General features: G+C 58.5%; 20 protein-coding genes. 6 read left to right on the forward strand and 14 right to left on the reverse strand.

The genetic code is table 11. The features are described 5' to 3' along the window. Nucleotides 1-11 precede the first annotated feature (11 nt). Together ACP7A4_RS01420 and ACP7A4_RS01425 are read left to right on the forward strand one after the other, a co-directional pair. Nucleotides 12-1,748, forward strand: a complete 1,737-nt coding sequence (locus tag ACP7A4_RS01420; RefSeq protein WP_203302269.1) for a PTS fructose-like transporter subunit IIB — start codon at nt 12-14, stop codon at nt 1,746-1,748. 176 nt (nt 1,749-1,924) lie between these two features. Further along, nucleotides 1,925-2,329, forward strand: a complete 405-nt coding sequence (locus ACP7A4_RS01425; RefSeq protein WP_426245245.1) for a hypothetical protein — start codon at nt 1,925-1,927, stop codon at nt 2,327-2,329. 48 nt (nt 2,330-2,377) lie between these two features. Here ACP7A4_RS01425 and ACP7A4_RS01430 read toward each other — a convergent pair whose 3' ends face one another. Further along, nucleotides 2,378-4,912 (reverse strand): PepSY domain-containing protein, encoded by a 2,535-nt coding sequence (locus tag ACP7A4_RS01430; protein WP_426245247.1) that lies wholly within the window; start codon nt 4,910-4,912, stop codon nt 2,378-2,380. A gap of 137 nt (nt 4,913-5,049) precedes the next feature. After that, complete coding sequence (locus ACP7A4_RS01435) at nt 5,050-7,374, reverse strand: TonB-dependent receptor (RefSeq protein WP_048362501.1); 2,325 nt, start codon at nt 7,372-7,374, stop codon at nt 5,050-5,052. Between the two features lie 216 nt (nt 7,375-7,590). Between ACP7A4_RS01435 and ACP7A4_RS01440 the strand changes: the two genes are divergently transcribed. Further along, nucleotides 7,591-8,271 (forward strand): Fe2+-dependent dioxygenase, encoded by a 681-nt coding sequence (locus tag ACP7A4_RS01440; protein WP_426245249.1) that lies wholly within the window; start codon nt 7,591-7,593, stop codon nt 8,269-8,271. 3 nt (nt 8,272-8,274) lie between these two features. Next, nucleotides 8,275-8,997: a tetratricopeptide repeat protein gene (locus ACP7A4_RS01445; RefSeq protein WP_203302272.1), complete on the forward strand. Its 723-nt coding sequence runs from the start codon at nt 8,275-8,277 to the stop codon at nt 8,995-8,997. A gap of 103 nt (nt 8,998-9,100) precedes the next feature. Here the strand turns inward: ACP7A4_RS01445 and ACP7A4_RS01450 are convergent, their stop codons facing one another. The 5 genes from ACP7A4_RS01450 to ACP7A4_RS01470 form a co-directional block, all read right to left on the reverse strand. After that, nucleotides 9,101-10,264 (reverse strand): type III PLP-dependent enzyme, encoded by a 1,164-nt coding sequence (locus ACP7A4_RS01450; RefSeq protein ID WP_203302273.1) that lies wholly within the window; start codon nt 10,262-10,264, stop codon nt 9,101-9,103. Between the two features lie 380 nt (nt 10,265-10,644). Beyond that, nucleotides 10,645-11,802, reverse strand: coding sequence for a betaine/proline/choline family ABC transporter ATP-binding protein (locus tag ACP7A4_RS01455; RefSeq protein ID WP_059765161.1), 1,158 nt, complete (start codon nt 11,800-11,802; stop codon nt 10,645-10,647). After that, nucleotides 11,799-12,452, reverse strand: a complete 654-nt coding sequence (locus tag ACP7A4_RS01460; RefSeq protein ID WP_048362506.1) for an ABC transporter permease — start codon at nt 12,450-12,452, stop codon at nt 11,799-11,801. Before ACP7A4_RS01460 ends, ACP7A4_RS01455 begins: the two co-directional genes overlap by 4 nt. Before the next feature lie 9 nt (nt 12,453-12,461). After that, nucleotides 12,462-13,355 (reverse strand): glycine betaine ABC transporter substrate-binding protein, encoded by an 894-nt coding sequence (locus ACP7A4_RS01465; RefSeq protein ID WP_059765159.1) that lies wholly within the window; start codon nt 13,353-13,355, stop codon nt 12,462-12,464. 25 nt (nt 13,356-13,380) lie between these two features. Next, entirely contained in the window at nt 13,381-14,133 is a 753-nt protein-coding gene (locus ACP7A4_RS01470; protein WP_173426994.1) for an ABC transporter permease, read from the reverse strand. Between the two features lie 305 nt (nt 14,134-14,438). On the opposite strand from ACP7A4_RS01470, the gene ACP7A4_RS01475 reads away from it, so the two are divergent. Beyond that, nucleotides 14,439-16,022 (forward strand): peptide chain release factor 3, encoded by a 1,584-nt coding sequence (locus ACP7A4_RS01475; protein WP_048362509.1) that lies wholly within the window; start codon nt 14,439-14,441, stop codon nt 16,020-16,022. A 228-nt stretch (nt 16,023-16,250) separates the two neighbouring features. Beyond that, the gene (locus ACP7A4_RS01480; RefSeq protein WP_048362510.1) at nt 16,251-16,577 is read left to right on the forward strand and encodes a hypothetical protein; all 327 of its coding nucleotides are present in this window, start codon (nt 16,251-16,253) and stop codon (nt 16,575-16,577) included. A 130-nt stretch (nt 16,578-16,707) separates the two neighbouring features. On the opposite strand, the gene ACP7A4_RS01485 is transcribed toward ACP7A4_RS01480, so the two are convergent. From ACP7A4_RS01485 to ACP7A4_RS01515, 7 genes are all read right to left on the reverse strand, one after another. Next, nucleotides 16,708-17,682, reverse strand: a complete 975-nt coding sequence (locus ACP7A4_RS01485) for a peptide ABC transporter ATP-binding protein (RefSeq protein ID WP_059765157.1) — start codon at nt 17,680-17,682, stop codon at nt 16,708-16,710. Further along, nucleotides 17,682-18,650, reverse strand: a complete 969-nt coding sequence (locus ACP7A4_RS01490; RefSeq protein ID WP_059765155.1) for an ABC transporter ATP-binding protein — start codon at nt 18,648-18,650, stop codon at nt 17,682-17,684. The genes ACP7A4_RS01485 and ACP7A4_RS01490 overlap by 1 nt, the downstream gene beginning before the upstream one ends. Before the next feature lie 10 nt (nt 18,651-18,660). Then, complete coding sequence (locus ACP7A4_RS01495) at nt 18,661-19,575, reverse strand: ABC transporter permease subunit (RefSeq protein WP_048362513.1); 915 nt, start codon at nt 19,573-19,575, stop codon at nt 18,661-18,663. Nucleotides 19,576-19,585: 10 nt separating this feature from the next. Further along, the gene (locus ACP7A4_RS01500; protein WP_048362514.1) at nt 19,586-20,596 is read right to left on the reverse strand and encodes an ABC transporter permease subunit; all 1,011 of its coding nucleotides are present in this window, start codon (nt 20,594-20,596) and stop codon (nt 19,586-19,588) included. Nucleotides 20,597-20,671: 75 nt separating this feature from the next. Further along, nucleotides 20,672-22,267 (reverse strand): ABC transporter substrate-binding protein, encoded by a 1,596-nt coding sequence (locus tag ACP7A4_RS01505; RefSeq protein WP_059765153.1) that lies wholly within the window; start codon nt 22,265-22,267, stop codon nt 20,672-20,674. Nucleotides 22,268-22,343: 76 nt separating this feature from the next. Then, nucleotides 22,344-23,726, reverse strand: a complete 1,383-nt coding sequence (locus tag ACP7A4_RS01510; RefSeq protein WP_048362516.1) for an OprD family porin — start codon at nt 23,724-23,726, stop codon at nt 22,344-22,346. A gap of 165 nt (nt 23,727-23,891) precedes the next feature. After that, nucleotides 23,892-25,490, reverse strand: coding sequence for an ABC transporter substrate-binding protein (locus ACP7A4_RS01515; protein WP_048401319.1), 1,599 nt, complete (start codon nt 25,488-25,490; stop codon nt 23,892-23,894). Nucleotides 25,491-25,581 lie beyond the last annotated feature (91 nt).

A 25,581-nucleotide genomic window follows, 5' to 3' on the forward strand; every position in this document is an offset into this window, starting at 1 on the left:
GAGGCAAGGACATGAAATTAGCCATTGTGACGGGCTGCCCCAACGGCATGGTGACCAGCGTGCTGTGTGCCCGGTTGCTTGACGCTGCTGCGCAACGTCAAGGTTGGAGCACCAGCGTTGAAGTGCATGACCCCAAGCACCCTGAGCGTCAATTATCGGCAGCGGTGATCGACGAAGCCGAGTGGGTACTGGTGGTGAGCAGTACGCCGCTGGACATGCAGCGCTTTATCGGTAAACGCGTGTTTCAAAGCACCCCGGCCCAGGCCTTGCAAGATGTAGAGGGGGTATTGCGCCGGGGCGTGGAACAAGCCCAGGTGTACGCCGCTGCTGACGCGGTGGTCGAGGCTGCGGCGCCTGCCCGCGCGCCCAAAATTGTCGCGGTCACGGCGTGTCCAACGGGCGTGGCGCATACCTTCATGGCCGCCGAAGCCTTGCAACAAACGGCCAAGCGCCTGGGCTATGACTTGCAAGTCGAAACCCAGGGTTCGGTGGGCGCACGCAACCCGCTGAGCGCCCAGGCCATCAGCGAGGCTGACGTGGTGTTGCTGGCGGCGGACATTGAAGTGCCGACCGAGCGTTTTGCCGGCAAGAAAATCTACCGTTGTGGCACCGGTATCGCGCTCAAGCAATCGGAGGCCACGCTGAAAAAAGCCCTCAGCGAGGGGCAGCAAGAATCGGCTGCCACGGGGGCTTCGGGCACGGTCAAATCGGAGAAGACAGGTGTGTATAAGCACCTGCTGACTGGCGTGTCGTTCATGTTGCCAATGGTGGTGGCGGGTGGGCTGCTGATCGCGTTGTCATTCGTGTTTGGCATCACGGCGTATAAAGAGCCAGGCACTTTGGCGGCGGCGTTGATGCAGATCGGCGGTGATGCGGCGTTCAAACTGATGGTGCCGTTGCTCGCGGGATACATCGCCTACTCGATTGCTGACCGTCCGGGCCTTGCGCCGGGGATGATTGGCGGCCTGCTGGCCAGCACCTTGGGGGCGGGGTTTATTGGCGGGATCATTGCCGGTTTTATCGCCGGTTATTGCGCCAAGGCGATCAACCGTTATGCGCGGTTGCCGCAAAGTCTTGAGGCATTAAAACCGATCCTGATCATCCCGCTGTTCGCCAGCCTGTTTACGGGCTTGGTGATGATCTACGTGGTGGGTAAACCGGTGGCGGGCATGCTTGAAGGGCTGACCCACTTTCTGGACAGCATGGGCACCACCAACGCTATTTTGTTGGGCGTGCTGCTGGGCGCGATGATGTGCGTCGACTTGGGCGGGCCGATCAACAAAGCGGCGTATGCGTTTTCAGTGGGGCTGTTGGCGTCGCAAAGTTATGCACCGATGGCGGCGACCATGGCCGCGGGCATGGTGCCGCCGATTGGTTTGGGTATTGCCACATTGATCGCCCGGCGTAAATTTGCGCAAACCGAGCGGGAGGCGGGCAAAGCGGCGCTGGTACTGGGTTTGTGCTTTATCTCTGAAGGCGCGATTCCGTTTGCAGCCAAAGACCCGTTGCGAGTGATCCCGGCCAGTGTGGTGGGCGGTGCATTGACCGGTGCGTTATCGATGTACTTCGGCTGCAAATTAATGGCGCCGCACGGCGGGTTGTTTGTGATGTTGATCCCCAATGCAATTAACCATGCATTGTTGTACTTACTGGCGATTGTGGCGGGCAGTGTGCTGACGGCGGTGGTGTATGCCGTGATTAAACGTCCAGAACCGGTGGATATCGCACTGGAGGCGGCGAAGGCTTGAACGTGGTGTGGTCGCCGGATTAATTATTCGGCGGCACTTTTTGTAACTGAAAGTTAATTAAAGTGAGTGGCTGGCGCAGATACTTTCTATGACAATTGTTCCCTCTGTTCACTGATTAATTCCCTACTCTAATAAAGCGCAAACATCAGCGCTTTTCTTGTATTAAGGGATTAATCATGAGTATTGGTTTGTATAGAAGTCGTATTAGAAAAATTGTTTTTAATTATATATTGGGTGCCCTGGTTGTTCTGTTTGGCGCTGCTGGACCGGCTTTTGGGGCCGCGCTGTGTGGTGGTGGTCCGGTTTTTTTGGGGGGGATGACATGTGACATGCTGCCTATAGGGGGTGGGTCGGCTTTATGTCTATTTGTCGGTTATGACAAAAACTCCAATGGTCGAGTCGAAGGCGGGAGTTCGGATACTTGCATTTTTATTGATGCGGGTAATAAGCAGCATCCTAACTACAGTTGTCAAAAAGCCTGTAATTACACCCATGACTGCTCTAAGCCTCAGTGTTTTTCTTCAGACAATGTAGGACAAGTAGTTAAAAAGATTTGGACTGAGAGTAGCGCTCTAAACTAAGTTGCCCCGAAAGACTGCCTTGAACTCGTTCAAGGCAGTCTTTGTGTATCAATAAACGTCCCGACGATAACGCCCCTGTTCAATCAGGTGCTCCAGTGCCTCGGCACCCAGTATGTCGATCAACGCCTGATCCACACCCGCTGCCATGCCTTGCAAGCTGCCGCAGATATAAATAGCTGCGCCCTGCGCCAACCAGCGCCGCACTTCATCCGCCGATTCGCGCAGGCGGTCTTGCACATACACTTTGTGCGCTTGATCACGCGAAAAGGCCAAGTCCAGACGCGCCAGATCCCCGTTGGCCAGCCACCCTTGCAACTCTTCGCGGCAATAGAAATCATGGGCAGCGTTACGCTCGCCGAAGAACAGCCAGTTGTCCTGTATCCCTTCGCTAATCCGTGCCTTTAACAGACTGCGCAACCCGGCCAGTCCGGTGCCATTGCCCAGCAAAATCAGGGGGCACGATTGCTCGGGCAAGTGGAAGCCACTGTTGCGCCGCAGTCGCAAATTGATGCTTGAACCCACGGGTGCATGTTCGGTCAGCCAGCCCGAGCCAATGCCCAGGCTGCCATCGGCATGCCGCTCTTGGCGCACGATCAATTGCAGCACTGCGTCTTCAGGAATCGAGGCAATGGAGTATTCGCGCATGTTCAAGGGGATGAGCGCATCGACCAATGCCTGGGCGTGCATGCCCACCAAATGCCCACGGTTCTCGGGCAGTTGGCGACTGGCGAGTGCTTGTGCCAGGGTTTCACGCAGCCCGTCGAGTTGCACCATGCTGTGTGGCTCAAGGCCCAAGCCGTCGAGAAAGTGCTCTACCGCCCAGGCGCATTGGCGCGGCAGGACTTCGACCAAATCACCCGCCTGCCACGTGTGGCTGTTGTCGGGTGTGCTAAGCCCCAGCAGGTACGCGCTGGAACCGAGGCTGCCGGGGTTGAGCCGATCTCGCTGTTCCAGCGTCCAGTTGCTGTAACGCGGGGCCTGCCATGGCGTGCTGGGCGCGCCACCGGTGAGCTGGCTCAGTTGCTGCTGCCATTGTTGCAGTGCCGAGGTATCGCCGTTGTCGACGTGCACCGGGTTGAACAAAGACTGTGCGCCACGCTCGCTTAGCCACTGTTCTATACGGGTGGCAAAACCGCAGAAGTCGGGGTATTGGCGATCTCCCAAGGCCAGCACGCCATAAGTGAGGCCATTCAAGGCCAAGGGTTGGCCCACAACCTTGCGTTCAAACCCGCGGGCGCTGTCCGGCGCTTCCCCGTCGCCAAAAGTGCTGACAACAAACAGCGCGTTGCTGGCGTTTTGCACGTCATCTACAGTCAGCGCGGACAGCGGCTGCACCCGTACAGGCAAGCCGCAGGCCTGCAATTGCCCGGCGGTTTGCCAGGCCAGTTGCTCGGCAAAGCCGCTCTGGCTGGCGAAGCCGATCAACCATGAAGGCGCATCGCTGCGCAGCTCTGCAAAACCCTGGCGCGCCTGTTTGACGTGACGCTTTTTGCGACGACGGTCCAGGTACAGTAACCAGCCGGTAATAAAGAACAGCGGCATGGTCAGGCTGGCGACGGTGACCAGAATGCGCCCGGTCAGGCCCCAGTAACTGCCCACGTGCAGGGCGTAAATGCTGGTCAGCAACTGCGCCTTGTAGCTTTTGTCATCGTAGCGCTCATGTTTTTTGATCACGCCGGTCGCGGGGTCGAGCACGATCTGGTTGAAGGCCCGCTCATGGGGTGAGTCTGTGCGCAGGTAGAAAACCGTCGCGGGCTGGCCTGCCGCTGGCGGCATGCGCACGTTGTACAGACTCAGCTCGGGGCCTGCGGCTTTTTGGATGCTGGCCCAGATCGCAGCGTAATCGGCGATGGGCGCGGGGCCCGCCGGGCCGGGTTGGCCGCGACCGCCTTTGCGTTGCTCACCGTGGGGCGCATCTGAAAACAGCCGTTGCAGGCCTTTGTTGTACCACTCGTAGGACCATGACAGGCCGGTGAGTGCCGCCAGCAGGTAAAAGATCAGGCACCAGGTGCCCGCCACTGCGTGCAAGTCCCAGTTGAAACTGCGGCCTTTTTTCGCCCAGTCCAGTGTGAGCCACGCGCGCCAGTTCAGCGCCTGACGCGGCCAGCGCAGGTACAAGCCCGAGAGGCAGAAGAAAATCAGCATCAAGGTGCACGCGCCGGTGATCTGGCGACCGGTTTGGCCGATGGCCAGAAAACGGTGCAATTGCAGCATCAGGCCGAAGAAATCCTGGCCTGTGGCATCGCCTTGATAGTCGCCGGTGTAGGGGTCGACATAGCGCATTTGGCCGCGCCGCTCGCCCGGTGGCGGGGTGAAGAACACGCGGGCGGCACTGTCGCTGTCAACGCCCACCCACAGCATCGACACTTGCTTGCCTTCGCGGGCTTCGACTCTGCGTACCAGTTCGGCGGGCGGCAATACGCCGCTGTCGAGCTTTTGGACCTTGAGTACCGAGGGGTTGAGCAGGTTCAGCAGCTCGTCCTGAAACGACACGGTCGCACCGGTAATGCCCATCAGGGCCAGCACTAGGCCGGCGGTTATCCCGAAAAACCAGTGCAACTGAAACAGTGTTTTCTTGAACACAACGGCCGCCTTGCTTGCTCAATTGAATGCGTGTTTTACGCCACAGGCCTGACGTCATCAACGTCAAGCCCTGAGGCTTTCACACAAAAGCCCCGGCCATTGGATGGGCGGGGCTTTGTGTGGCTAACGTGTGTTTCTTAGAAGTGGAAGCTGGTGGTCAACAAGGCGGTACGGCCTGCGGCCTGGCTGGCGAAGTGCGCAGCGTAGGCTTTGTCGTAGTACGTCTTGTCGGTCAGGTTTTGCACGTTCAGTTGCAGGTCGACGTTTTTGGTCAGCTTGTAACTGGCCATTGCGTCGTAGCGGGTGTAAGAGGGGACGTACACCGTGTTTGCGGTGTCGCCGTAGACCTCGTCTACATAGAACGCGCCGCCACCGACGGTCAGCTTGGGTGTCACGTCATACGTGGTCCACAGGCTGAAGCTGTTTTTCGGCGTGTTAGGCATTTCGTTGCCTTTGTCCGACAGCGCGCCGGTATTGATGCTGCCATTACGGTTGGCTTTCTTGCCCGGATCAACCAGCTCGCTTTTCAGGTAGCTGTAGCCTGCAAACACTTGCCATTTGTCAGTGATCTTACCGCTGGCCGACAGTTCCAGACCGTCTACGCGGGACTCGCCAGCGTTTTCGTAGGTGAACGAGTCAGTCAGCACGCGGGTGTTTTTCTTCTCGGTGCGGAACACTGCTGCGGTCAACGACAGACGATCCTGGAACACATCCCACTTGGTGCCCAGTTCGTAGTTAACCGTCTCTTCGGGTTTCAGGTCACTGGTGATGGTGCTACCCGGTGCAACCAGTGCGTTACCTTCTGCACCTTCACCCACAATGCCGCCGGGGGGTGTTGCCGAGGTGGCGTAGGACAGGTAAACGCTGCCGTTATCCAGTGGCTTCCAGACCAGCCCGGTTTGCCAGTTGAAGAAGTGGCTGTCGTTCTCGGCTTTGCTGCGCCCTGTGGCTGAGTTGGTGTTGGCGGTAGTGCTGAAGGCGTCGTAACGCAGACCTGCGTTCAGCAGCCATTTTGGATCAAGCTCAATGGTGTCGAAGACGTAAGCCGCTTTGGTCACGCCAACGGTGTTAGTGCCGTAGTAGTTGCGCGAATCGGAACCACCCCACACATCGTTCGGATTTGGGTTATCAAGCGAAGTACATACCCCACCGCTGGTGCCCACCATGCCCGGTGTGCAGCCGTTCGGTTTCGGGTTGCCTTGAAGCTGGCCATTTGGGCCGTAAATGCTGTAGCTGCTGGCGCGGGTTTCTTCACGCGTGAACTCAACACCTGTGGAATAAGTGTTCTTGAAGCCCATCACCTGGAAGTTACCAAACAGGTCTGTCTGGTTGGTGGTGGTTTCAGTCGTCGATACGCGGGAGTTCGCGCGGCGCCATACCGTGCCGTATTGGTTGACGTTGTGCTGGCTGTCATCCGGCTGGGTCAAAATGTAGTCCTGACCGGTGTTGCCGTGGCGAAAGGTGTTCTTCAGGGTCATCGCATCGCTAAAGTCATGCTCGAACGAAACGGTGCTGATATCGACACGGGTCTTGCGGAAGTCACGGTCTTTGAGGCCGTAGAAGTTGTTGCTGTTGCCGCCATCGTCGGGTTTGTCATGTCCGTGAGCCGCTGTTTTCGAGCTGTTGCTGTAGCCGTATGGAATCCCCGAGTCCGGCAAGTCGTTGCTTTCCAGATGGTAGTAGCTGAGGTTCAGGCGGTTTTCAGTGCCCAGGCCGAAGGTCAGCGACGGTGCTACGCCCCAACGGTCGTAGTTGATCGAATCGCGACCGGCTACGTTTTGCTCGTGGCTCATCAGGTTCAAACGGAACGCTGCGGTGTCCAGGAACTGGCGGTTTACATCAAGGGTGTAACGGCGGGTCTGGTCGGAACCGTAAGTGAAGCCGCCATTGAGGAAGTCGCCCATTTTTGGGGTCTTGCTCACCATGTTTACGCTGCCGCCAGCCGATCCACGGCCTCCCATTGAGGAGTTCGGGCCTTTGCTGACTTCGATCGACTCAACGTCAAAGATCTCGCGGGTCTGACCACCGGCATCACGTACGCCGTCCAGGTACATGTCGCCCTGGGCATCAAACCCGCGAATGAATGGACGGTCGCCTTGCGGGTTGCCGCCTTCGCCTGCACCGAATGTCACACCCGGAACGGTGCGCAAGGCGTCTTGCAGCGATGTGGCGGCCGTGTCTTGCAGCACTTGCGCCGGGATCACGGTGATGGAACGCGGGGTGTCCACCAGCGGGGCGGTGTATTTCTGCGAGCTGCCTTTTTCGGTCTGATACGACTGTGCTTGCTGCTCACCCGTCACCGTGGTCGCGCCCAGGGAAATACTGTTGCTCTGTGTTTTGCTTTCGGTGCTTTCAGCCGCCTGTGCCATGTGTGCAGCAGAGGTTGCGGTGATTGCTACACCGATGGCCGAAGCCAGTAAGCGCGGTGAGCTGACAGGTATTTTTATTGGTTGGCGCGACATGTGAAGATCCCTTCCCCCAGAATTTGAGCCGCGAAATATAGTGCAAACAATTCCTTGTATCAATTGAGAGCAATTACTATTAGCGCGAAATTTACATTCTTTACAGTTTTGCTTTACGGTTTTTTCACACTCGTTCGTCTCTAGGTCCGATCAGGGTTTTACACGATCAATAAGAATCAATACCATTGCCATCCCTTTGCTATCAGGTACTGCGCCATGCTGCTGCATATTCCCGGCTTGTTCTCCCGTGAAGAAGTACTGCGCATACGCGAGGCGCTGGCGCAGGCCGATTGGGCTGACGGCAAAATCACCGCCGGGTTTCAGTCGGCCAAAGCCAAACACAACCTGCAATTGCCCGAAGGCCATCCGCTGGCCAAAGAAATCGGCGCCGCCATGATTGATCGGCTGTGGCAGAACCCGCAGTTCATGTCCGCTGCGTTGCCGCACAAAGTGTTTCCGCCGTTGCTCAATTGCTACACGGCGGGCGGCAGTTTCGACTTTCATATCGACAATGCCGTGCGCCAGCCCAAGGGCAACCCGGAACGGGTGCGCACCGACCTGTCGGCGACGCTGTTCTTCAGTGACCCCGAAGATTACGACGGCGGCGAACTGGTGATTCAGGACACTTACGGCGTGCGTCAGGTGAAGCTCCCGGCGGGCGATATGGTGCTGTACCCCGGCACGAGCCTGCACAAGGTCAACGCGGTCACGCGCGGGACGCGCTTTGCGTCGTTCTTCTGGACCCAGAGCCTGGTGCGCGAAGACAGTCAGCGCACCCTGCTGTATGAAATGGACGGCGCGATTCAGCAACTGACCCGTGACGTGCCCGACCACCCCTCACTGATCCAGCTCACCGGCACTTACCACAACCTGCTGCGCCGCTGGGTTGAGGTGTAAGTCATGCCTTTCCAATTGCGCCGCGAAGAAGTGCTCGATGGCGAGCAGTTGCGCGCCATGCTCACTGAAAACCCGGCTCGCGCGGCGCAGGCGATTCTGATCGCCGCCAAACAAGGCATCGTCGATGGCCAAGCCTTGTTGGGCCAGATCTTGCTCGACGGGCAAGGGATTGAGCGCGACGCGGTGCTGGCCAAACGCTGGTTTCAAATTGCCGCCAACGGCGGTCACCTGATGGCGCGCAACATGCTGGGTCGTTGCTGGGAACTGGGTTGGGGCGGGCCGGTTGATTGGGCGTTGGCCAGCCTTGAATACCGCCAGGCGGCCGAAGCCGGGCTGGACTGGGCGATGTACAACTACGCCAATTTGCTGGCCACCGGGCGCGGGGTGATCGAGAACCAGCCCGCCGCGCTGGCGCTCTACCGGCAGGCGGCAGAGCGGGGGCATGCCAAGTCGATGAACCTGGTGGGGCGGTATCTGGAGGGCGGACAGTTTTGTGCCCAGGATCTGGATGCGGCGCGGCACTGGTACAAATGCTCGGCCCAAGGTGGGGATTTTCGCGGGCAGTTCAGTCATGCGTCGGTGCTGGCCGAGGCTGGCCAGATAGACGAAGCGCTGGTGTGGTTCGAGCGAGCGTTGGCGGGCGGTAATAGCAAGTTTCTTGCCGTGGCGCATCAGACCCTGGCCAGCGCGCCCGATCCCAGAATCCGCGCGTTGGCGCAGCCTTAGGCGTTTTGAGCGTTTTGAGCTTGAACGCACCCTGTGCCATTGAGCACAGAGCGCAGGTATAAAAAAACCCATGACGTGTCATGGGTTTTTTAAGCGTTGAGGCTTACAGGTAGTACGACTTCAGCGGCGGGAAGCCATTGAATTCAACAGCACTGTAGCTGGTGGTGTAAGCACCGGTCGACAACCAGTACAGCCGGTCACCAATGGCCAGGTTCAACGGCAGGCCGTATTTGTAGTTCTCGTACATGATGTCGGCGCTGTCGCACGTTGGCCCGGCGATCACGACTTCTTCCATTTCGCCTTTCTTCTCAGTCCAGATCGGAAACTTGATGGCTTCGTCCATGGTTTCGATCAGGCCCGAAAATTTACCGACATCGGTGTACACCCAACGCTCGACGGCGGTGCGCGATTTGCGTGCCACCAGCACCACTTCGCTGACCAGAATACCCGCGTTGGCGATCAGCGAACGACCCGGCTCCAGAATGATTTCTGGCAGGTCGTCGCCGAAGTCTTCTTTGAGGAAGCGAATGATTTCTTCGGCGTAGGTTTCCAGGCTGTTGGTGCGGGTGATGTAGTTGGCCGGGAAGCCACCGCCCATGTTGATCAGCTTGAGCACGATGCCGTCTTCTTCTTTCAGGCGCTCGAAGATCACTTTGACCTTGGCAATGGCAGCGTCCCACACGCTGATGTCGCGCTGTTGCGACCCCACGTGGAACGAAATGCCGTAGGGCACCAGGCCCAGGTCACGGGCCAGAATCAGCAAGTCCATGGCCATGTCGGTCTGGCAGCCAAACTTGCGGGACAAAGGCCAGTCAGCCGTGGTCGAGCCTTCGGTCAGGATGCGCACATACACCTTTGAACCGGGGGCGGCTTTGGCAATGTTGCGCAAGTCGGCTTCGGAGTCGGTGGAGAACAGGCGCACGCCTTTGTCGTAGAAGTAACGAATGTCTTTGGATTTTTTGATCGTGTTGCCGTAGCTGATGCGCTCGGGGCCGACGCCTTGGGCCATGACTTTGTCCAGCTCGTAGATCGACGCGATGTCGAAGTTCGAACCCTTGTCGCGCAGCAAATCAATGATTTCGACGGCCGGGTTGGCCTTGACGGCGTAGTACACCTTGGCGAAATCAAAGCCGGCCCGCAGATCGTCATAGGCTTTGCTGATCATCGCGGTGTCGATCACCACGAACGGGGTTTCCTGGGTGTCAGCGAACGCCTTCATTTTTTGGAAGGTTTCGCGCGCGTAATAGTCTTCGACCTGAATCGACATGCTGTGGGACTCCTAGTGGCAAACGTCATCAATCAATGGGTGCAACTGAACATCCTCCGTATCCCCACTTTGGTTCGCCTACTTCCCAAGGCATGTCCGCCGAAAGCAAAAAAGGTAAATGAACCTTGCTGTCTCGTCGTCAGTACTTGAGCCGGATGGATCGTTTCCAGCATGGATGTTCGGCGCGAACTGTAGGGGGTGATTGCGCATTGAGCAACAACAAATGTCGCGTTTATGTACGCGTTCGTCGCGGGTTCAATGACAGCTATTTAACTAACCGACATTGATGACGTAGGGATGTTCCATCAACAGGCATTTGAGGCGGGATATCAGCTGTAGGCGCGAGCGTGCTCGCCCCTACAGTGATCAGGCTATGGCGCTTAAGCCAGTGCGGTTTCGGCGGGTGACACGATGCTGGTTTTAGCCCCGCGTGAACGGCCCGAACTCAGGTACGCCGCAATGGATTCCTGGGTCACTTCACCCTGGAACACACAGTCGGCGTCCATCACCGGCAACCACGAGCGGTTGAATTCGTACATGCGCGACAGCAGGATGCGCAGGTGTTCTTCGGAGGCCGCCGTCGCGGTGAACTGGCGCAGGTATTGGCCGCAGGTGCCGGTCTGGCGATGCAGGTCGCGGCGACGTACATAACCCAGTGCTTTGTTGTCGGCGCAGGTGACCACGACGTACCGACGGTCGAGTTCGTCCATCAGCTCCAGTGCTTCGCCCACGGGCGTCTCAGGGCTGACCGATGGCGCGTTGTCGGCTGCGTCTTCGGCCTTGACCAGCAGCAGGCGTTTAAGCGTGCTGTCCTGACCCACGAAGTTGCTGACAAATTCGTCGGCCGGGTGGGCCAGCAAGGTGTCCGGGTGGTCCATCTGCAACAGTTTGCCGCCCCGGAAGATGGCAATTTTGTCGCCCAGCTTGATCGCTTCGTCGATGTCGTGGCTGACCATGATCACGGTCTTGTTCAGCGCCCGTTGCATCTCGAAGAACTCGTTCTGGATCATCTCGCGATTGATCGGGTCAACCGCACCGAACGGTTCGTCCATCAGCAGCAGCGGGGCATCCGCCGCCAAGGCGCGGATCACGCCGATACGCTGCTGCTGGCCGCCCGACAATTCACGCGGGTAACGATGCAGGTATTGCTTGGGTTCGAGCTTGATCATGCTCATCAGCTCGCGTGCCCGTTCGTGGCACTTTTGCTTGTCCCAGCCCAGCAGGCGCGGGACCACGGTGATGTTCTCTTCGATGGTCATGTTGGGAAACAGACCGATCTGCTGGATCACGTAGCCGATGTTGCGGCGCAAGGTCACCGGGTCGAGGTCGGTGGTGTCTTCGCCGTTGATCAAAATCTTGCCCGAGGTGGGCTTGATCAGGCGGTTGATCATTTTCAGTGTGGTGCTCTTGCCGCAACCCGAAGGCCCGAGGAACACGCAGATTTCGCCTTCGTTGACGGTCAGGTTTACCGAGTCCACGGCTTTGACGTCTTTGCCGTTGCTTTGGAAGGTTTTGCTGAGGTTTTGAAGTTCGATCATTTGAGCAGTCCTTTTGGAGTCAGCGAGCGTTGCAGCCATTGCAAAAGCAGGTCGGCGATGATGGCCAGCACACTGACCAATACCGCGCCGACAATGAGCATCGACATGTCGCTACGGCTGATTGCAGCAAGAATAAGTACACCCAGGCCACCGGCACCGATGGTGGCAGCGATGGTCATGACACCAATGTTCATGACCACGGCGGTGCGTACACCGGCCAGAATCACGGGCACCGCGATCGGCAGTTCAACCATGCGCAGGCGCTGGCCGAAGGTCATGCCGATGCCACGGGCGGCTTCACGAATACCCGGTTCCACACCCGTCAGGGCGAGGAAGGTGTTGCGCATGATGGGCAACAGCGAATACAGGAACACGGCGGTGATGGCCGGCATCGGCCCAAGGCCCTGGCCAAACTTGGAGTAGAACGGCAGCAGCAGGCCAAACAGGGCAATGGAGGGGATGGTCAGCAGCACGGTGGCGCTGGCTTGCAGTGGTCCGGCCAGTGTCGGAAAGCGCGTCATCAGCACCCCCAGTGGCACACCGACAACAATGGCCAAGGTCACGGCGATGCCGACCAAGGTGATGTGCTGCCAGGTCAGATGCAGTACGAGCGACCAATCCATGTGGGAAAAGGCGTTTAAAAATTCCATGTCTTCTCCTCAGTTCAGTGGATGTTGGCGCAGAAACGCTGCGGCGACTTTGGACGGGCTTTCGTGATCGACGTCGACCTTGGCGTTGAGCTGGCGCATGGTTTCGTCGTCAAACAGATCCGCCAGCGGCTTGAGCAGCCCTTCCAGGTCCGGGTGCGCGTCGAGGTAGGCTTTGCTCACCACCGGCGCTGCGGTGTAGTCGGGGAAGTAATGCAGGTCGTCGTCCAGCAACTTGAGGTTGAAGGCGCTCAACCGGCCGTCGGTGGTGTAGACCAGACCGGCAAACACCTGGCCGTTTTTCAGCGCGGTGTAGACCAGGCCCGCGTCCATCTGACGGATGTTGCGGCGGGTCAGGTCCATGTCGTACAGCTTGACCATGCCCAGCAAACCGTCAGAGCGGTTGGCGAACTCGGTGTCCAGCGCCACCAGTGCCTCTTTGTTTTGCGGCTCACGCAGGGCCTTGTTCAGGTCGCTGACGGTGTTGATCTGCGGGAAGGCTTCGGCCACTTTTTGCGGCAGGGCCAAGGCGTAGGTGTTGCTGAACTTGGAAGGGTGCAGCCAGATCAGGCCTTTTTTGGCGTCGAGTTCTTTAACGCGGTCGTAGGATTGCTGGCTGTCGAGTTTGTCGGTGATGTGGTTGTAGGCCACCAGCGACACGCCGGTGTATTCCCACACCATGTCCAGTTGCCCGGACTCATGCGCCGAGCGCGCCAGGCTGCTGCCCAGACCGCCCGTCACTTGGGCGTTGTAGCCTTTGCTGTTGAGGTATTGCGAGGTGATTTCAGCGAGCAGGGTTTGCTCGGTGAACACTCGCGCCCCGATGCGAATCAACGGTTTTTCTGCGGCTTGGACCATTCCTGCGAACAGCAGGATGCAGCCTAAAAACAAGCTTATTTTTTTCATGGTTTTTCCTTTGCTCAGCCAGACCTTAAGCAGGTCGCAGGCCGCGTTCCAACCAAAGGCGGCTGATGAGTATCACCAGGCCGTCGAGCAGCAGTGCCAGCAGCGCAGTGCAGGCGGCGCCGAGGATCAGTTGCGGTTGGTTGTTCAAGGCAATGCCAGGGAAAATCAGGCTGCCCAGGCTGTTGGCGCCGATCAGGAACGCCAAGGGCGCGGTGCCGACGTTGATCGCCAGCGCGACCCGGATGCCACCCATGATGATGGGCACGGCATTGGGCAGTTCGACCCGCCATAGCACTTGGCGCGGGGTCATGCCGATGCCGACGGCGGCTTCTTTGAGTGAACCCTGTACGTTTTTCAGGCCTTCATAGGTGTTGCGCACAATGGGCAGCAACGAGGCGAGAAACAGGGCGAAGATGGCGGGACCGCTACCGATCCCTAAAAAGCCCAGCGCAATGGCCAAAACGGCCAGCGGTGGCACGGTGTTACCAATGTTGAAGACTTGCATGAAGCGTTCCGCACGTCCGGCCATTGAAGGTCGGCTGAGGAAAATGCCAGCGGGTATCCCTACGAGGAGGGCGGCGAGCATTGAAGCGAGTACGAGGTACAGATGGGCTTGCAGGTAGAACAACAAATCATCTTGATAGTGTTCGATAGTGCTGATGCCGATCCAATGGACCAACAGGGCCAGGAGGGCGACAACTGCCACGCATCCTATAAGCCCTTTTCCATAGCGATTAGCCACAGGCGGACTCCTTTTTATTTCAGTCGGCGGACACATTCTCGTGTGGCAAGGCCATTCCTGGCTGCCGACAATGGGTTCGCGAAGAGCAACAGGCGGGGGCAGAGTAAACGCCGGCATCGCCTGTCATTAGCGCAGCCTCGTCAGGCTAACTTGCTGATATTTCAGCCCCTGACGCGATGTCGTATCAGGAGAGTGGACGCCTCCACCGTTTAAAAGGTTCACATTATTTACGGCATATTGCCACCCTTGTGATCACATCCAGGGTACCAACGGTGGCTGTTGATGCCTGATTTGAGCTATAATCCGCGCCCTTTTTTGAATCAATCGTCAGGCGATTTCCCATGACCAACCAGGCCGCCGAAGTCGCGAAACGCCGCACTTTCGCCATCATTTCCCACCCCGATGCGGGTAAGACCACCATCACCGAGAAACTCTTGCTGATGGGCAAGGCCATTGCTGTGGCCGGTACGGTGAAATCGCGAAAGTCCGACCGCCATGCCACCTCCGACTGGATGGAAATGGAGAAGCAACGGGGTATTTCGATTACCACGTCGGTCATGCAGTTCCCGTATCGCGACCACATGATCAACCTGCTCGATACCCCGGGCCACGAAGACTTCTCGGAAGACACCTACCGCACGTTGACCGCTGTCGACTCGGCGCTGATGGTGCTCGATGGCGGTAAAGGGGTTGAGCCGCGCACCATCGCCCTGATGGACGTATGCCGCCTGCGTGACACGCCGATTGTCAGCTTCATCAACAAACTGGACCGCGACATTCGCGACCCTATCGAGCTGTTGGATGAGATCGAAGCCGTACTGAAAATCAAAGCTGCGCCGATCACCTGGCCGATTGGCTGCTACCGCGATTTCAAAGGCGTGTACCACCTGGCAGACGACTACATCATCGTTTACACCGCCGGTCACGGCCACGAGCGCACCGAAGTCAAAATCATCGAGAAACTCGATTCTGACGAAGCCCGCGCCCACTTGGGTGATGAGTACCAGCGCTTTGTCGATCAGCTGGAACTGGTTCAGGGCGCGTGCCATGAGTTCAACCAGCAAGAATTCCTCGATGGCCAACTGACACCGGTGTTCTTCGGTACGGCGTTGGGCAACTTCGGTGTCGATCACGTGCTCGACGCTGTGGTCAATTGGGCCCCTGAGCCGCTGCCGCGTGTGGCCAACGAGCGCACAGTGGAGCCGACCGAAGAGAAATTCAGCGGCTTCGTGTTCAAGATCCAGGCAAACATGGACCCTAAACACCGTGACCGTATCGCCTTTATGCGTATTTGCTCGGGCAAGTACGAAAAGGGCATGAAAATGCGCCACGTACGGACCGGCAAAGACATCCGCATTGGCGATGCGCTGACGTTCTTCTCTTCTGAGCGTGAACAGCTCGAAGAAGCCTACGCGGGCGACATCATCGGCCTGCATAACCACGGCACCATTCAGATCGGCGACACCTTCACCGAAGGCGAAGTGCTGGGCTTTACCGGCATCCCGCACTTTGCGCCGGAACTGTTCCGTCGTGTGCGTCTGCGCGATCCGCTCAAATCCAAGCAACTGCGTCAGGGCTTGCAGCAACTGGCCGAAGAGGGCGCCACGCAGGTGTTCTTCCCGGAGCGCAGCAACGACATCATCTTGGGCGCCGTCGGTGTACTGCAATTCGACGTGGTGGCCAGCCGTCTGAAAGGCGAATACAAAGTGGAATGCTCCTACGAGCCGATCACCGTGTACTCGGCGCGCTGGATTGAGTGCAGCGATAAGAAGAAGCTTGAAGAGTTCCAGATCAAAGCGGTCGAAAACCTCGCGATTGATGGTGGTGGTCACCTGACGTACCTGGCGCCGACCCGCGTCAACCTGGCGCTGATGGAAGAGCGCTGGCCTGATGTGAAGTTCCGCGCAACGCGTGAGCACCACTAAGGCCTGCGAGCCTGTTTGAAAAAAGCGAAGCCTTTGGGTTTTGCTGATCTATCAAGGGACATGTCACTGCAATCGGTAGGCGCAAGTTTGCGCCTACCGATTGCAGTCGCCTTGAGCCGATCAGCATGATCCGGGGGGCTTCGCTTTTTTTATGGACGCTCGCTTGGCGAAGGCGAGGAAGACGGACTAGCGTTACAGGACGTTTCTCACCCTAGGATGGAATTCCCCATGAAGCTTTATCAACGCGCTGTGTTGTTGCTCAAAGTGCTGGTGTTTATAACGATCAGCAGTTCGCCAGCCTGGGCGAGCAATCCACTGACCCATCCGGCTGCTGGCGTTTCAGCGAACGGTGTTGCAGGCCCTACATTGCACGCCATCTTTAAATCGGAGTCTGAACCTGGAGACCAGGGTCAGGGCGGCAGCTCCGGGGATGATGATCAGGTTGACGGTGATGACGACTCGGCCGACAGCGCCACGAATGACGGAGACGGCAAGACCGATCGTCAGGACGACGACAGTGTCGATCACGGCAAAGCCAGCGAAGGTCAGTACTGAGCCGAATAACCAACGGTTGGCGCAGACAACTCACACGAGGCACTCGGCGGCCATGCCGTCGAAACCAGGAACCCGAACGCCGCAGGCTGCGTGCTTGATCGCAACCTGCGGCAGCGCCTACGAAAGACGCTTAGCTCTGTAGGAATTGTTCGGCGTGATGGCACGCCACTTGGCGGTTATCCAGCAGCCGTAACGGCGGTTCATGGGTGCTGCAAAAGTCGGTCGCATACGGGCAGCGCTTGTGGAAGGCGCATCCCGAGGGCGGGTTCAAAGGGTTGGGCAGTTCACCCACAATTTTGATTTTCGGCTTCAGCGGGTCCGGGTGGATGGTCGGGGTCGCCGACAGCAGCGCCTGGGTGTAAGGGTGCAGGGGGCGGGTGTAGATTTCTTCTTTTGGCCCCATCTCCACCGGACGACCGAGGTACATCACCAAAACCGTGTCCGCTACGTGCCGCACCACCGCCAGGTTGTGCGAGATGAACACGTAAGCGGTGTTGAACTCCTGCTGCAAGTCCATGAACAGGTTGAGCACTTGGGCCTGAATCGACACGTCGAGGGCGGAAGTCGGCTCGTCTGCCACCAGCACTTTGGGTTGCAGCATCATGGCGCGCGCCAGGGCGATACGCTGGCGCTGGCCCCCCGAAAACATGTGCGGGTAGCGCTGGTAGTGCTCAGGGCGCAACCCCACTTGCTTCATCATGGCCTGCACTTTTTCCCGGCGCTCGCTGGCGCTGAGTCGGGTATTGATCAGCAGCGGCTCGGCCAGTTGATCACCGACTTTCTGGCGTGGGTTCAACGAGGCATAAGGGCTTTGAAACACCATCTGCACGTCTTTGCGCAGTTGCTTGCGCTCGGCCTTGTTGGCGCCTGCCACCTCTTGACCGGCGATTTTCAGCGAGCCGGAGGACGGCTCTTCAATCAGCGTCAGCGCGCGGGCGAGGGTGGACTTGCCGCACCCCGACTCGCCGACCACGGCCAGGGTTTTACCGGCTTCAAGTTCAAACGACACGCCATTGAGGGCACGCACCAGGGCGTGGCCTTTGAACATGCCACGGGACACTTCGTAATGGCGGGTTAGGTCACGGGCAGTAAGAACGACAGTCATTACGCCACCTCCTGATTCAAGGGGAAGAAGCAGCGCACCTGGCTGTGAGCTTTAGTCTCCAGCGCAGGGCGTTGTTGGCGGCATGTGTCTTGTACATACGGGCAGCGCGGCGACAGCAGGCAGCCTTGCGGGCGGTCGTAACGCCCCGGCACGATGCCGGGCAACGTCGCCAGGCGCGCCGCACCCATGCTGTGTTCCGGGATGGCTGCCAGCAAGGCTTCGCTGTACGGGTGCGCGGGCACATCAAACAGCCCCGGCACCTGACCGACTTCCACCGCTTGCCCGGCGTACATCACGCACACGCGCTGGGCGGTTTCGGCCACCACGGCCAAGTCGTGGGTGATCAGCACCAGGCCCATGTTCTGTTCGCGTTGCAGGTTAAGCAGCAAGTCCATGATCTGGGCTTGAATGGTCACATCGAGCGCGGTGGTCGGTTCGTCCGCGATCAGCAGTTTTGGCTCGCCGGCAATGGCCATTGCAATGGCCACGCGTTGGCTCATGCCACCGGACAGTTGATGCGGGTAGGCGTCCATACGGCTGGCGGCGCCGGGTATTTCGACTTTTTCCAATAGCTCGATGGCGCGCTTGCGTGCGGCTTTGCCGGACATTTTCAGGTGCAGGCGCAGCACTTCTTCAATTTGAAAACCCACGGTGTAACTGGGGTTGAGCGCGGTCATCGGGTCTTGAAAGACCATCGCCATGTCTTTGCCGACGATTTTGCGGCGTTGACGGGCGCTGAGGCTCAGCATGTTTTGGCCGTCGAAGTTGAGCGCGTCGGCGGTGACGATGCCGGGGTGCTCGATCAGCCCCATCAGCGCCATCATGGTCACGGATTTACCCGATCCCGACTCGCCAACGATGGCCAATACTTCGCCTTTATCCACCGACACACTCAAGCCGTCGACCACCGGCACCGCGTGGGCGTCGCCAAAACGGACGTTGAGATTCTTGATTTCTAACAGTGACATGGGAATCTCCTCAGGCGGCGTTCTTGAGTTTCGGGTCTAGCGCATCGCGCAGGCCGTCGCCCATCAGGTTGATTGCCAGCACGCTGAGCAAAATGGTCAAACCGGGCAGGCTGACGACCCACCACGCACGTTCGATGTAGTCGCGGGCCGAGGCCAGCATCGTGCCCCACTCCGGCGTCGGCGGTTGTACGCCAAGGCCCAGGAAGCCCAGGGCTGCGGCGTCGAGGATCGCCGAGGAGAAACTCAACGTGGCCTGAACGATCAGCGGCGCCATGCAGTTGGGCAGCACGGTGATGAACATCAGGCGTGGCAAGCTGGCACCGGCCAGACGCGCAGCGGTCACGTAGTCGCGGTTCAGTTCGCCCATCACCGCCGCCCGGGTCAGGCGCACATAAGAGGGCAGAGAGACCACGGCAATCGCGATCACGGTGTTGATCAGGCCAGGGCCGAGGATGGCGACAATCGCCACCGCCAGCAGCAAGGAGGGCAGGGCCAGCATGATGTCCATCAAGCGCATGATGCCGGGGCCGAGAAAACGCGGGAAAAACCCGGCAAACAGGCCCAGGATCACGCCCGGAATCAGCGAGATCACCACCGATGACAAGCCGATCAGCAAGGACAGGCGCGAGCCTTCGATCAGTCGGGACAGCAGGTCACGCCCCAGTTCATCAGTGCCGAGCAAAAACTGCATCTGCCCGCCTTCAAGCCACGCCGGTGGCGTCAGCAGGAAGTCGCGGTATTGCTCGCTCGGGTTGTGCGGGGCAACCCACGGCGCAAACAGCGCGCAGAACACGATGATGCTCATGAAAATCAGCCCGGCCACGGCGCCCTTGTTGCGTGAAAACGCGTGCCAGAATTCTTTGTAAGGCGAGGGATAAAGCAGGCTTTGATCCACCGCAGTTGCGGGTGTAGGTGTGGTAGTCATGGTCAGGATCTCAGCGCTGGTGGCGGATGCGTGGGTTGGCAAAGCCGTAGAGGATGTCCACCACGAAGTTGACCAGAATCACCAGGCAGGCGATTAACAGGATGCCGTTTTGCACCACGGGATAGTCGCGGGCGCCAATGGCTTCGATCAGCCATTTACCGATGCCGGGCCACGAGAAGATGGTTTCGGTCAGTACGGCGCCGGCCAGCAGGGTGCCGACTTGCAGGCCGACCACGGTCAGAACCGGGATCAGGGCATTGCGTAGGCCGTGCACAAACACCACGCGTGCGGGCGACAGGCCTTTGGCGCGGGCGGTGCGAATGTAATCTTCGCGCAGCACTTCGAGCATCGAAGAGCGGGTCATGCGCGCAATCACTGCCAGCGGGATGGTGCCGAGCACAATCGCAGGCAGGATCATGTGGTGCAGCGCGTCCCAGAAGGCTTCGGGTTCGTCGCTGAGCAGGGTGTCGATGAGCATGAAGCCGGTTTTGGGCTCGATGTCATACAGCAGGTCGATGCGCCCCGACACGGGGGTCCAGCCCAGGCTCACCGAGAAGAACATGATGAGAATCAAACCCCACCAGAAAATCGGCATGGAGTAACCCGCCAGGGAGATGCCCATCACCCCGTGGTCAAACAGTGAGCCTCGCTTCAAGGCGGCGATGACCCCGGCCAGCAGTCCGAGAATGCCGGCAAACAACAGGGCCGCCATCGACAGTTCCAGGGTGGCGGGGAACAGCGCAGAAAATTCGGTCCACACGCTTTCACGGGTTCTCAACGATTCGCCCAAATCGCCATGGGCGAGCTTGGTCACGTAGTCGAAATACTGTTCGTAGAGTGGCTTGTTCAGGCCCAAACGCTCCATGGCCTGTGCATGCATCTCTGGATCGACCCGACGTTCACCCATCATGACTTCGACCGGGTCGCCGGGGATCATGCGGATCAGGGCGAAGGTCAGCAAGGTGATGCCGAAGAACGTAGGGATCAACAGCCCTATTCGGCGGGCAATAAAACTAAACATCGTGTGGTGTACCTCATCAGCCGGTTAGGCAGGACCGCCAGGGTTCGGGTGAACGCTGGCGGGTGTTTTATTGTTCTACTTCACCTGGGTGGTGGCGAAGTTGTTATTGGTCAGCGGGCTAAGGATGTAGCCCTCGACGTTGCTGCGTCTGGCGTTAAACAGTTTGGGGTGCGCCACGCTGATCCACGGCTGGTCTTCGTGAAACACGGCTTGAGCGCGCTCGTACAAGGCAGACCGCTCGGCGGGGTCAGTAATTGCCCGTGCCTGAGTGATCAAGTCTTCAAATGTCTTGTTACACCAGCGGGCGTAGTTTTCGCCGTTTTTGGCAGCATCACAACTCAAGTTTGGCGTGAGGAAGTTATCCGGGTCGCCGTTGTCGCCCGCCCAGCCCGCACTCACCAGGTCGTGCTCGCCATTTTTGGCGCGTTTGAGCATCTCGCCCCATTCCATGACCCGGATGTCGAGTTTGATCCCGACCTGTGCCAGGTCCGATTGCAGCATTTGTGCGGCCACCAGCGGATTGGGGTTGGTCACCGCGCCGCCGTTGCGGGTGAAGAAGGTCAGTACCGTGCCTTCGGGCACACCGGCTTCTTTGAGCAAGGCGCGCGCTTTGTCCAGATCCCGTGGCGGGTTTTCAATGCTTTTGTTGAAGCCCAGCAGGGTCGGCGGGTACGGGTTAATGCCCGGTGTCGCCTTGCCCTCGCCGTACAGCGCCCGGATGTACGCGTCCTTGTCGAAGGCGATGTTGATGGCTTGACGCACCCGCACGTCATTCAAGTATTTATGCGTGGTGTTCATGGCGATGTAGCTGGTCATCATGGCTTCGATCTCATCGACCGCCAGCTTGGGGTCGGCCTTGATCGAGGCGATGTCATCGGGTTTTGGATAGACCGCAATCTGGCATTCGTTGGCCTTGAGTTTTTGCAGGCGCACGTTGCTGTCGGTAGTGACGGCGAAAATCAACACGTCGCTGGGCGGCTTGCCACGGAAGTAGTCCGGGTTGGCCTTGAAGCGCACTTGGGCGTCTTTGTTGTAGCGCACAAACATGAACGGGCCGGTGCCGATGGGTTTGCTGTTCAACTCGTTGGTTTTGCCGGACTTGAGCAACTGGTCGGCGTATTCGGCGGAGTAGATGGAGTTGAAGGGCATGGCGATGTCGCGCAAGAACGGCGACTCGGCGTGATTGAGGGTGATCTTGACGGTCATGTCGTCGATTTTTTCGACGCTTTTGAGCAAGTCTTTGAAGCCCATGCTTTCAAAGTAGGGGAAGCCGACCAGCGACAGTTTGTGCCACGGATGATTGGGGTCCAACTGGCGCTGAAAACTCCACAGCACATCATCAGCGTTCAGGGTGCGGGTCGGTTTGAAAGAGTCAGAGCTGTGAAACTTCACGCCGGGGCGCAGGTAAAAGGTGTATTCAAGCCCGTCGGGGCTGATGTCCCAGCGCTCGGCCAGCGCCGGTTCAACGTCTGTAGTGCCGGGTTTGAAATCGGCCAGGCGATTGAGGATGGTTTCAGCCGAGGCATCGGCTGTCACGGCAGTGGTGTATTGAACAATGTCGAAGCCTTCAGGGCTGGCTTCGGTGCACACCACCAACGACTTGGCGCAAACACTGACAGCGGTGCTGAGCAATGCCACGGCAAGGGCAGTGCGTAGGGGAAGTCGTTTCATGGCAACCCTCTCCAATCGGTTGAATTTGCGTTGCGCCAATGCCTGTGTGCGAGCAACAGGCATTGGCGCGGCAGGGTTAAAGGATGTTGAACGGAATGGTGGTGACCACACGGAACTCGTTGATGTTGCCGTCAGACTGGAATTTGCTGGCGCGGTGCGTGGTGTAGGTGGCGCGAATCGCGGTGGCTTTCAGTGGACCGCTTTGAATTGCATAGGACGTGCCAATGCTGTACTCGGAGTGGTCTTCGCCGTCCATTTTCTTCACGTCATAGGCGGTGCCTTTGTATTTGGTGCCGTCAATGTCAAAGCCACGCGCATGGTAGGCGTTGAATTTCAGGCCCGGCACGCCGTACTGCGCCATGTTGATGCTGTACGCCAACTGCACCGATTTTTCGTTCGGGCCGTTGAAGTCAGACAACAGGGAGTTGGCCAGGTAAATACCGTTGGTTTCGTGCAGGTAGTCGAAGTACTCGTCACCGATCACTTGCTGGTACGACAGGGTGACGGTGTGTGCCTGGTGAGTCAGGCCGAAGGCCAGGCTGAAGGTATCGTTGTTGATATCCCCCATGGCCTTGCTGCCGGTGTCGATGGTTTTGTAGTAGTTGAGGTTGGTGTTGAGCCCCAGTACTGCGTTGTCGCCCAGATCGTGTACCGCGCCAAAGTAGTACTGGTTCCAGAAATCTTCAACGTGGGTGGCATAGAGCGAGGTTTTCAGGCTCTTGAACGGCTGGTAGTTGAGGCCGGCCACGCTGGCGCGGTCAGTGGTGACCTTGGCGCTGTCGCTGTATTCCGAGCGAAACTTCTTCAGGCCTTGCTCGGTGCGCGGCGATACGCGGTCAAAGGAGCCAGCGTCGAACGACAGGTTGTTGAACTCTTCACTGTGCAGCCCCACCCCCTGGAAGCTGGAAGGCAGTGCGCGGTTTCCGATCACATCGATGGTCGGGCTGCTGAAGTTCTGTCGGCCCACCACCAGTGTGGTGTTGGACACGCGTGCCTGAAGGTTCGCCAGGCCCAGCTTGCTCCACTGGCCAACGGCATCGCCATCGCTGTGGGTCAGGGTGCGGTTGTTTTTACCGGCGATGTCACCGACATCACGGTCCAGCGCAATGGCGTTGTAGGCCGCCACTTGGGTTTTGAAACCCACGGTGCCCTGGGTGAAGCCCGAGCTGTAATCAATGATGGTGCCTTGCACCCAGTTGATCCGGCGCGGTGTGGTTTTTTCCACGCCGTGGTCGTTGTAGGTGAAACGGCCGTTGTTGCGCTTCAGTTCGTTGGCGTACCAGTTGCGCGTTGTACCGCCCAGGCTTTGACCTTCAACGAAGCCGCTGGCTTCGCTTTGGCTGCTGGCACCGGTTTTGACTTCGGTGGGCACAAACGCCTGGCTCATCTCTTCTGCTTGTGCCATCGCCGCAAGGCTGCTGATGGATAAAGCGAGTAACGCGCTGCTTGTGACTCTCATGGTTGAGGCTCCTCTGCTACTTTTTTATTGCCGCTCTTTATGTGTTGAGCTGGCTGTTGTGGAACGAGTTTGAGCACTGCAAACGTTTGCTTGCGACCACTTGGCCGCAGTGTTCAGCAGGCCGCCCCATGCGGCCTGATGACACTGACAAACGCGGGGTAGGGGTTAGTCGTCGATACTCACGCCGGAGAAGGCGTTACGGCCAAACGGGCTCACGGTAAAGCCCTGCACTTTGGCACTCAGCGGCTGGTTAACCGTGGAGTGGGCAATGGGTGTGATCGGCACTTGTTGCTTGAGCAGTTGCTGGGCTTGCTTGTAGAGCACCGTGCGCTGATCGCGGTCGGTCACGATCTTGGCGTTCTTGACCAGGGTGTCGTACTCCTTGTTGCACCACATGGAGTAGTTGTTGCCGCCAATCGCGTCGCAGTTGTAGAGCGTGCCGAGCCAGTTGTCCGGGTCACCGTTGTCACCGGTCCAGCCAATCAGGCTGATGTCATGTTCGCCATTTTTGGTGCGTTTGATGTACTCGCCCCATTCGTAGCTGACGATCTTGACCTTAAGCCCGATCTTGCCCCAGTCCGATTGCAGCATTTCGGCCATCAGCTTGGCGTTGGGGTTGTACGGACGCTGTACGGGCATGGCCCACAGGGTAATTTCTGTGCCTTCCTTGACCCCGGCAGCCTTGAGCATCTCTTTGGCTTTTTCGGGGTTGTAGGGCGCGTCTTTGATGGTGTCGTCATACGACCACTGGGTGGGCGGCATGGCATTGACTGCTTTCTGCCCCGCGCCCTGATACACGGCGGTCAGGATGCTGTCTTTGTTGACGGCCATGTCCAGTGCTTGACGCACCTGGAGCTGGTCGAAGGGTTTATGCCGCACGTTGTAGGCGATGTAACCAAGGTTGAAACCGGGCTTTTCGATGACCTGAAGTTTGGGGTCTTGCTTGAGGCTGGCAACGTCGGCCGGACGTGGGTTGAGCGAGACCTGGCACTCGTTTTTACGCAGTTTTTGCATGCGTGCCGAGGCGTCGGTGTTGATCGAGAAAATCAGGTTGTCGAGTTTGACCTGGCTCGGGTCCCAATAGTCCTTGTTGGCCGCATAGCGGATGTTCGAGTCTTTTTGATAACGCTGAAACACGTACGGCCCGGTGCCCACCGGCTTTTGGTTGATGTCGCTGGGCTTGCCTTCCTTGAGCAGCTGGTCGGCGTATTCGGCCGACAAAATCGAGGCAAAGCTCATGGCGATGTTCTGGATGAACGCGGCGTCGACCGAGTTGAGCGTGATGACAACCGTCATCGGGTCGGTTTTTTCAACGCGCGCGATGTTCTTGTCCAGGCTCATGCTGCTGAAGTAGGGGAACTCGGTGGGGTACGCCTTACGAAACGGGTGGTCACGATTGAGCATGCGGTTGTAGGTAAACAGCACGTCATCGGCGTTGAAATCGCGGGTCGGGGTAAACCATTTAGTGGTGTGAAACTTCACACCGGGACGCAGATGGAAGGTGTAGGTCAGGCCGTCTTCGGAAATGTCCCAGCGGGTGGCCAGTGCCGGCCCTGCTGCGGTGCCGCCTTTTTCAAACTCGGCGAGGCGGTTGTAAATCGGTTCGGCCGCATCGTTATCGGTGGCGGTGGTGTATTGCGCGGTGTCAAAGCCTGCCGGGCTGCCTTCGGAGCAGAACACCAGGCTGTTGGCGGCATGGGCCAAGGGGCTGCCGGCAAGGACGCCAGCGCTGAGCAGAACCGATAAAACCAGAGGATTACGCATAGCGTTCCTAGTCCTTTTTCTTGTTTTTGTGTCCTGAGCGCTGCACGTACGGGCCAACACACTCAAGGCGTCGATACCATCCACTACGGTT

It is taken from the genome of Pseudomonas sp. TWR3-1-1, assembly GCF_049896545.1.
Classification (GTDB): domain Bacteria; phylum Pseudomonadota; class Gammaproteobacteria; order Pseudomonadales; family Pseudomonadaceae; genus Aquipseudomonas; species Aquipseudomonas weihenstephanensis.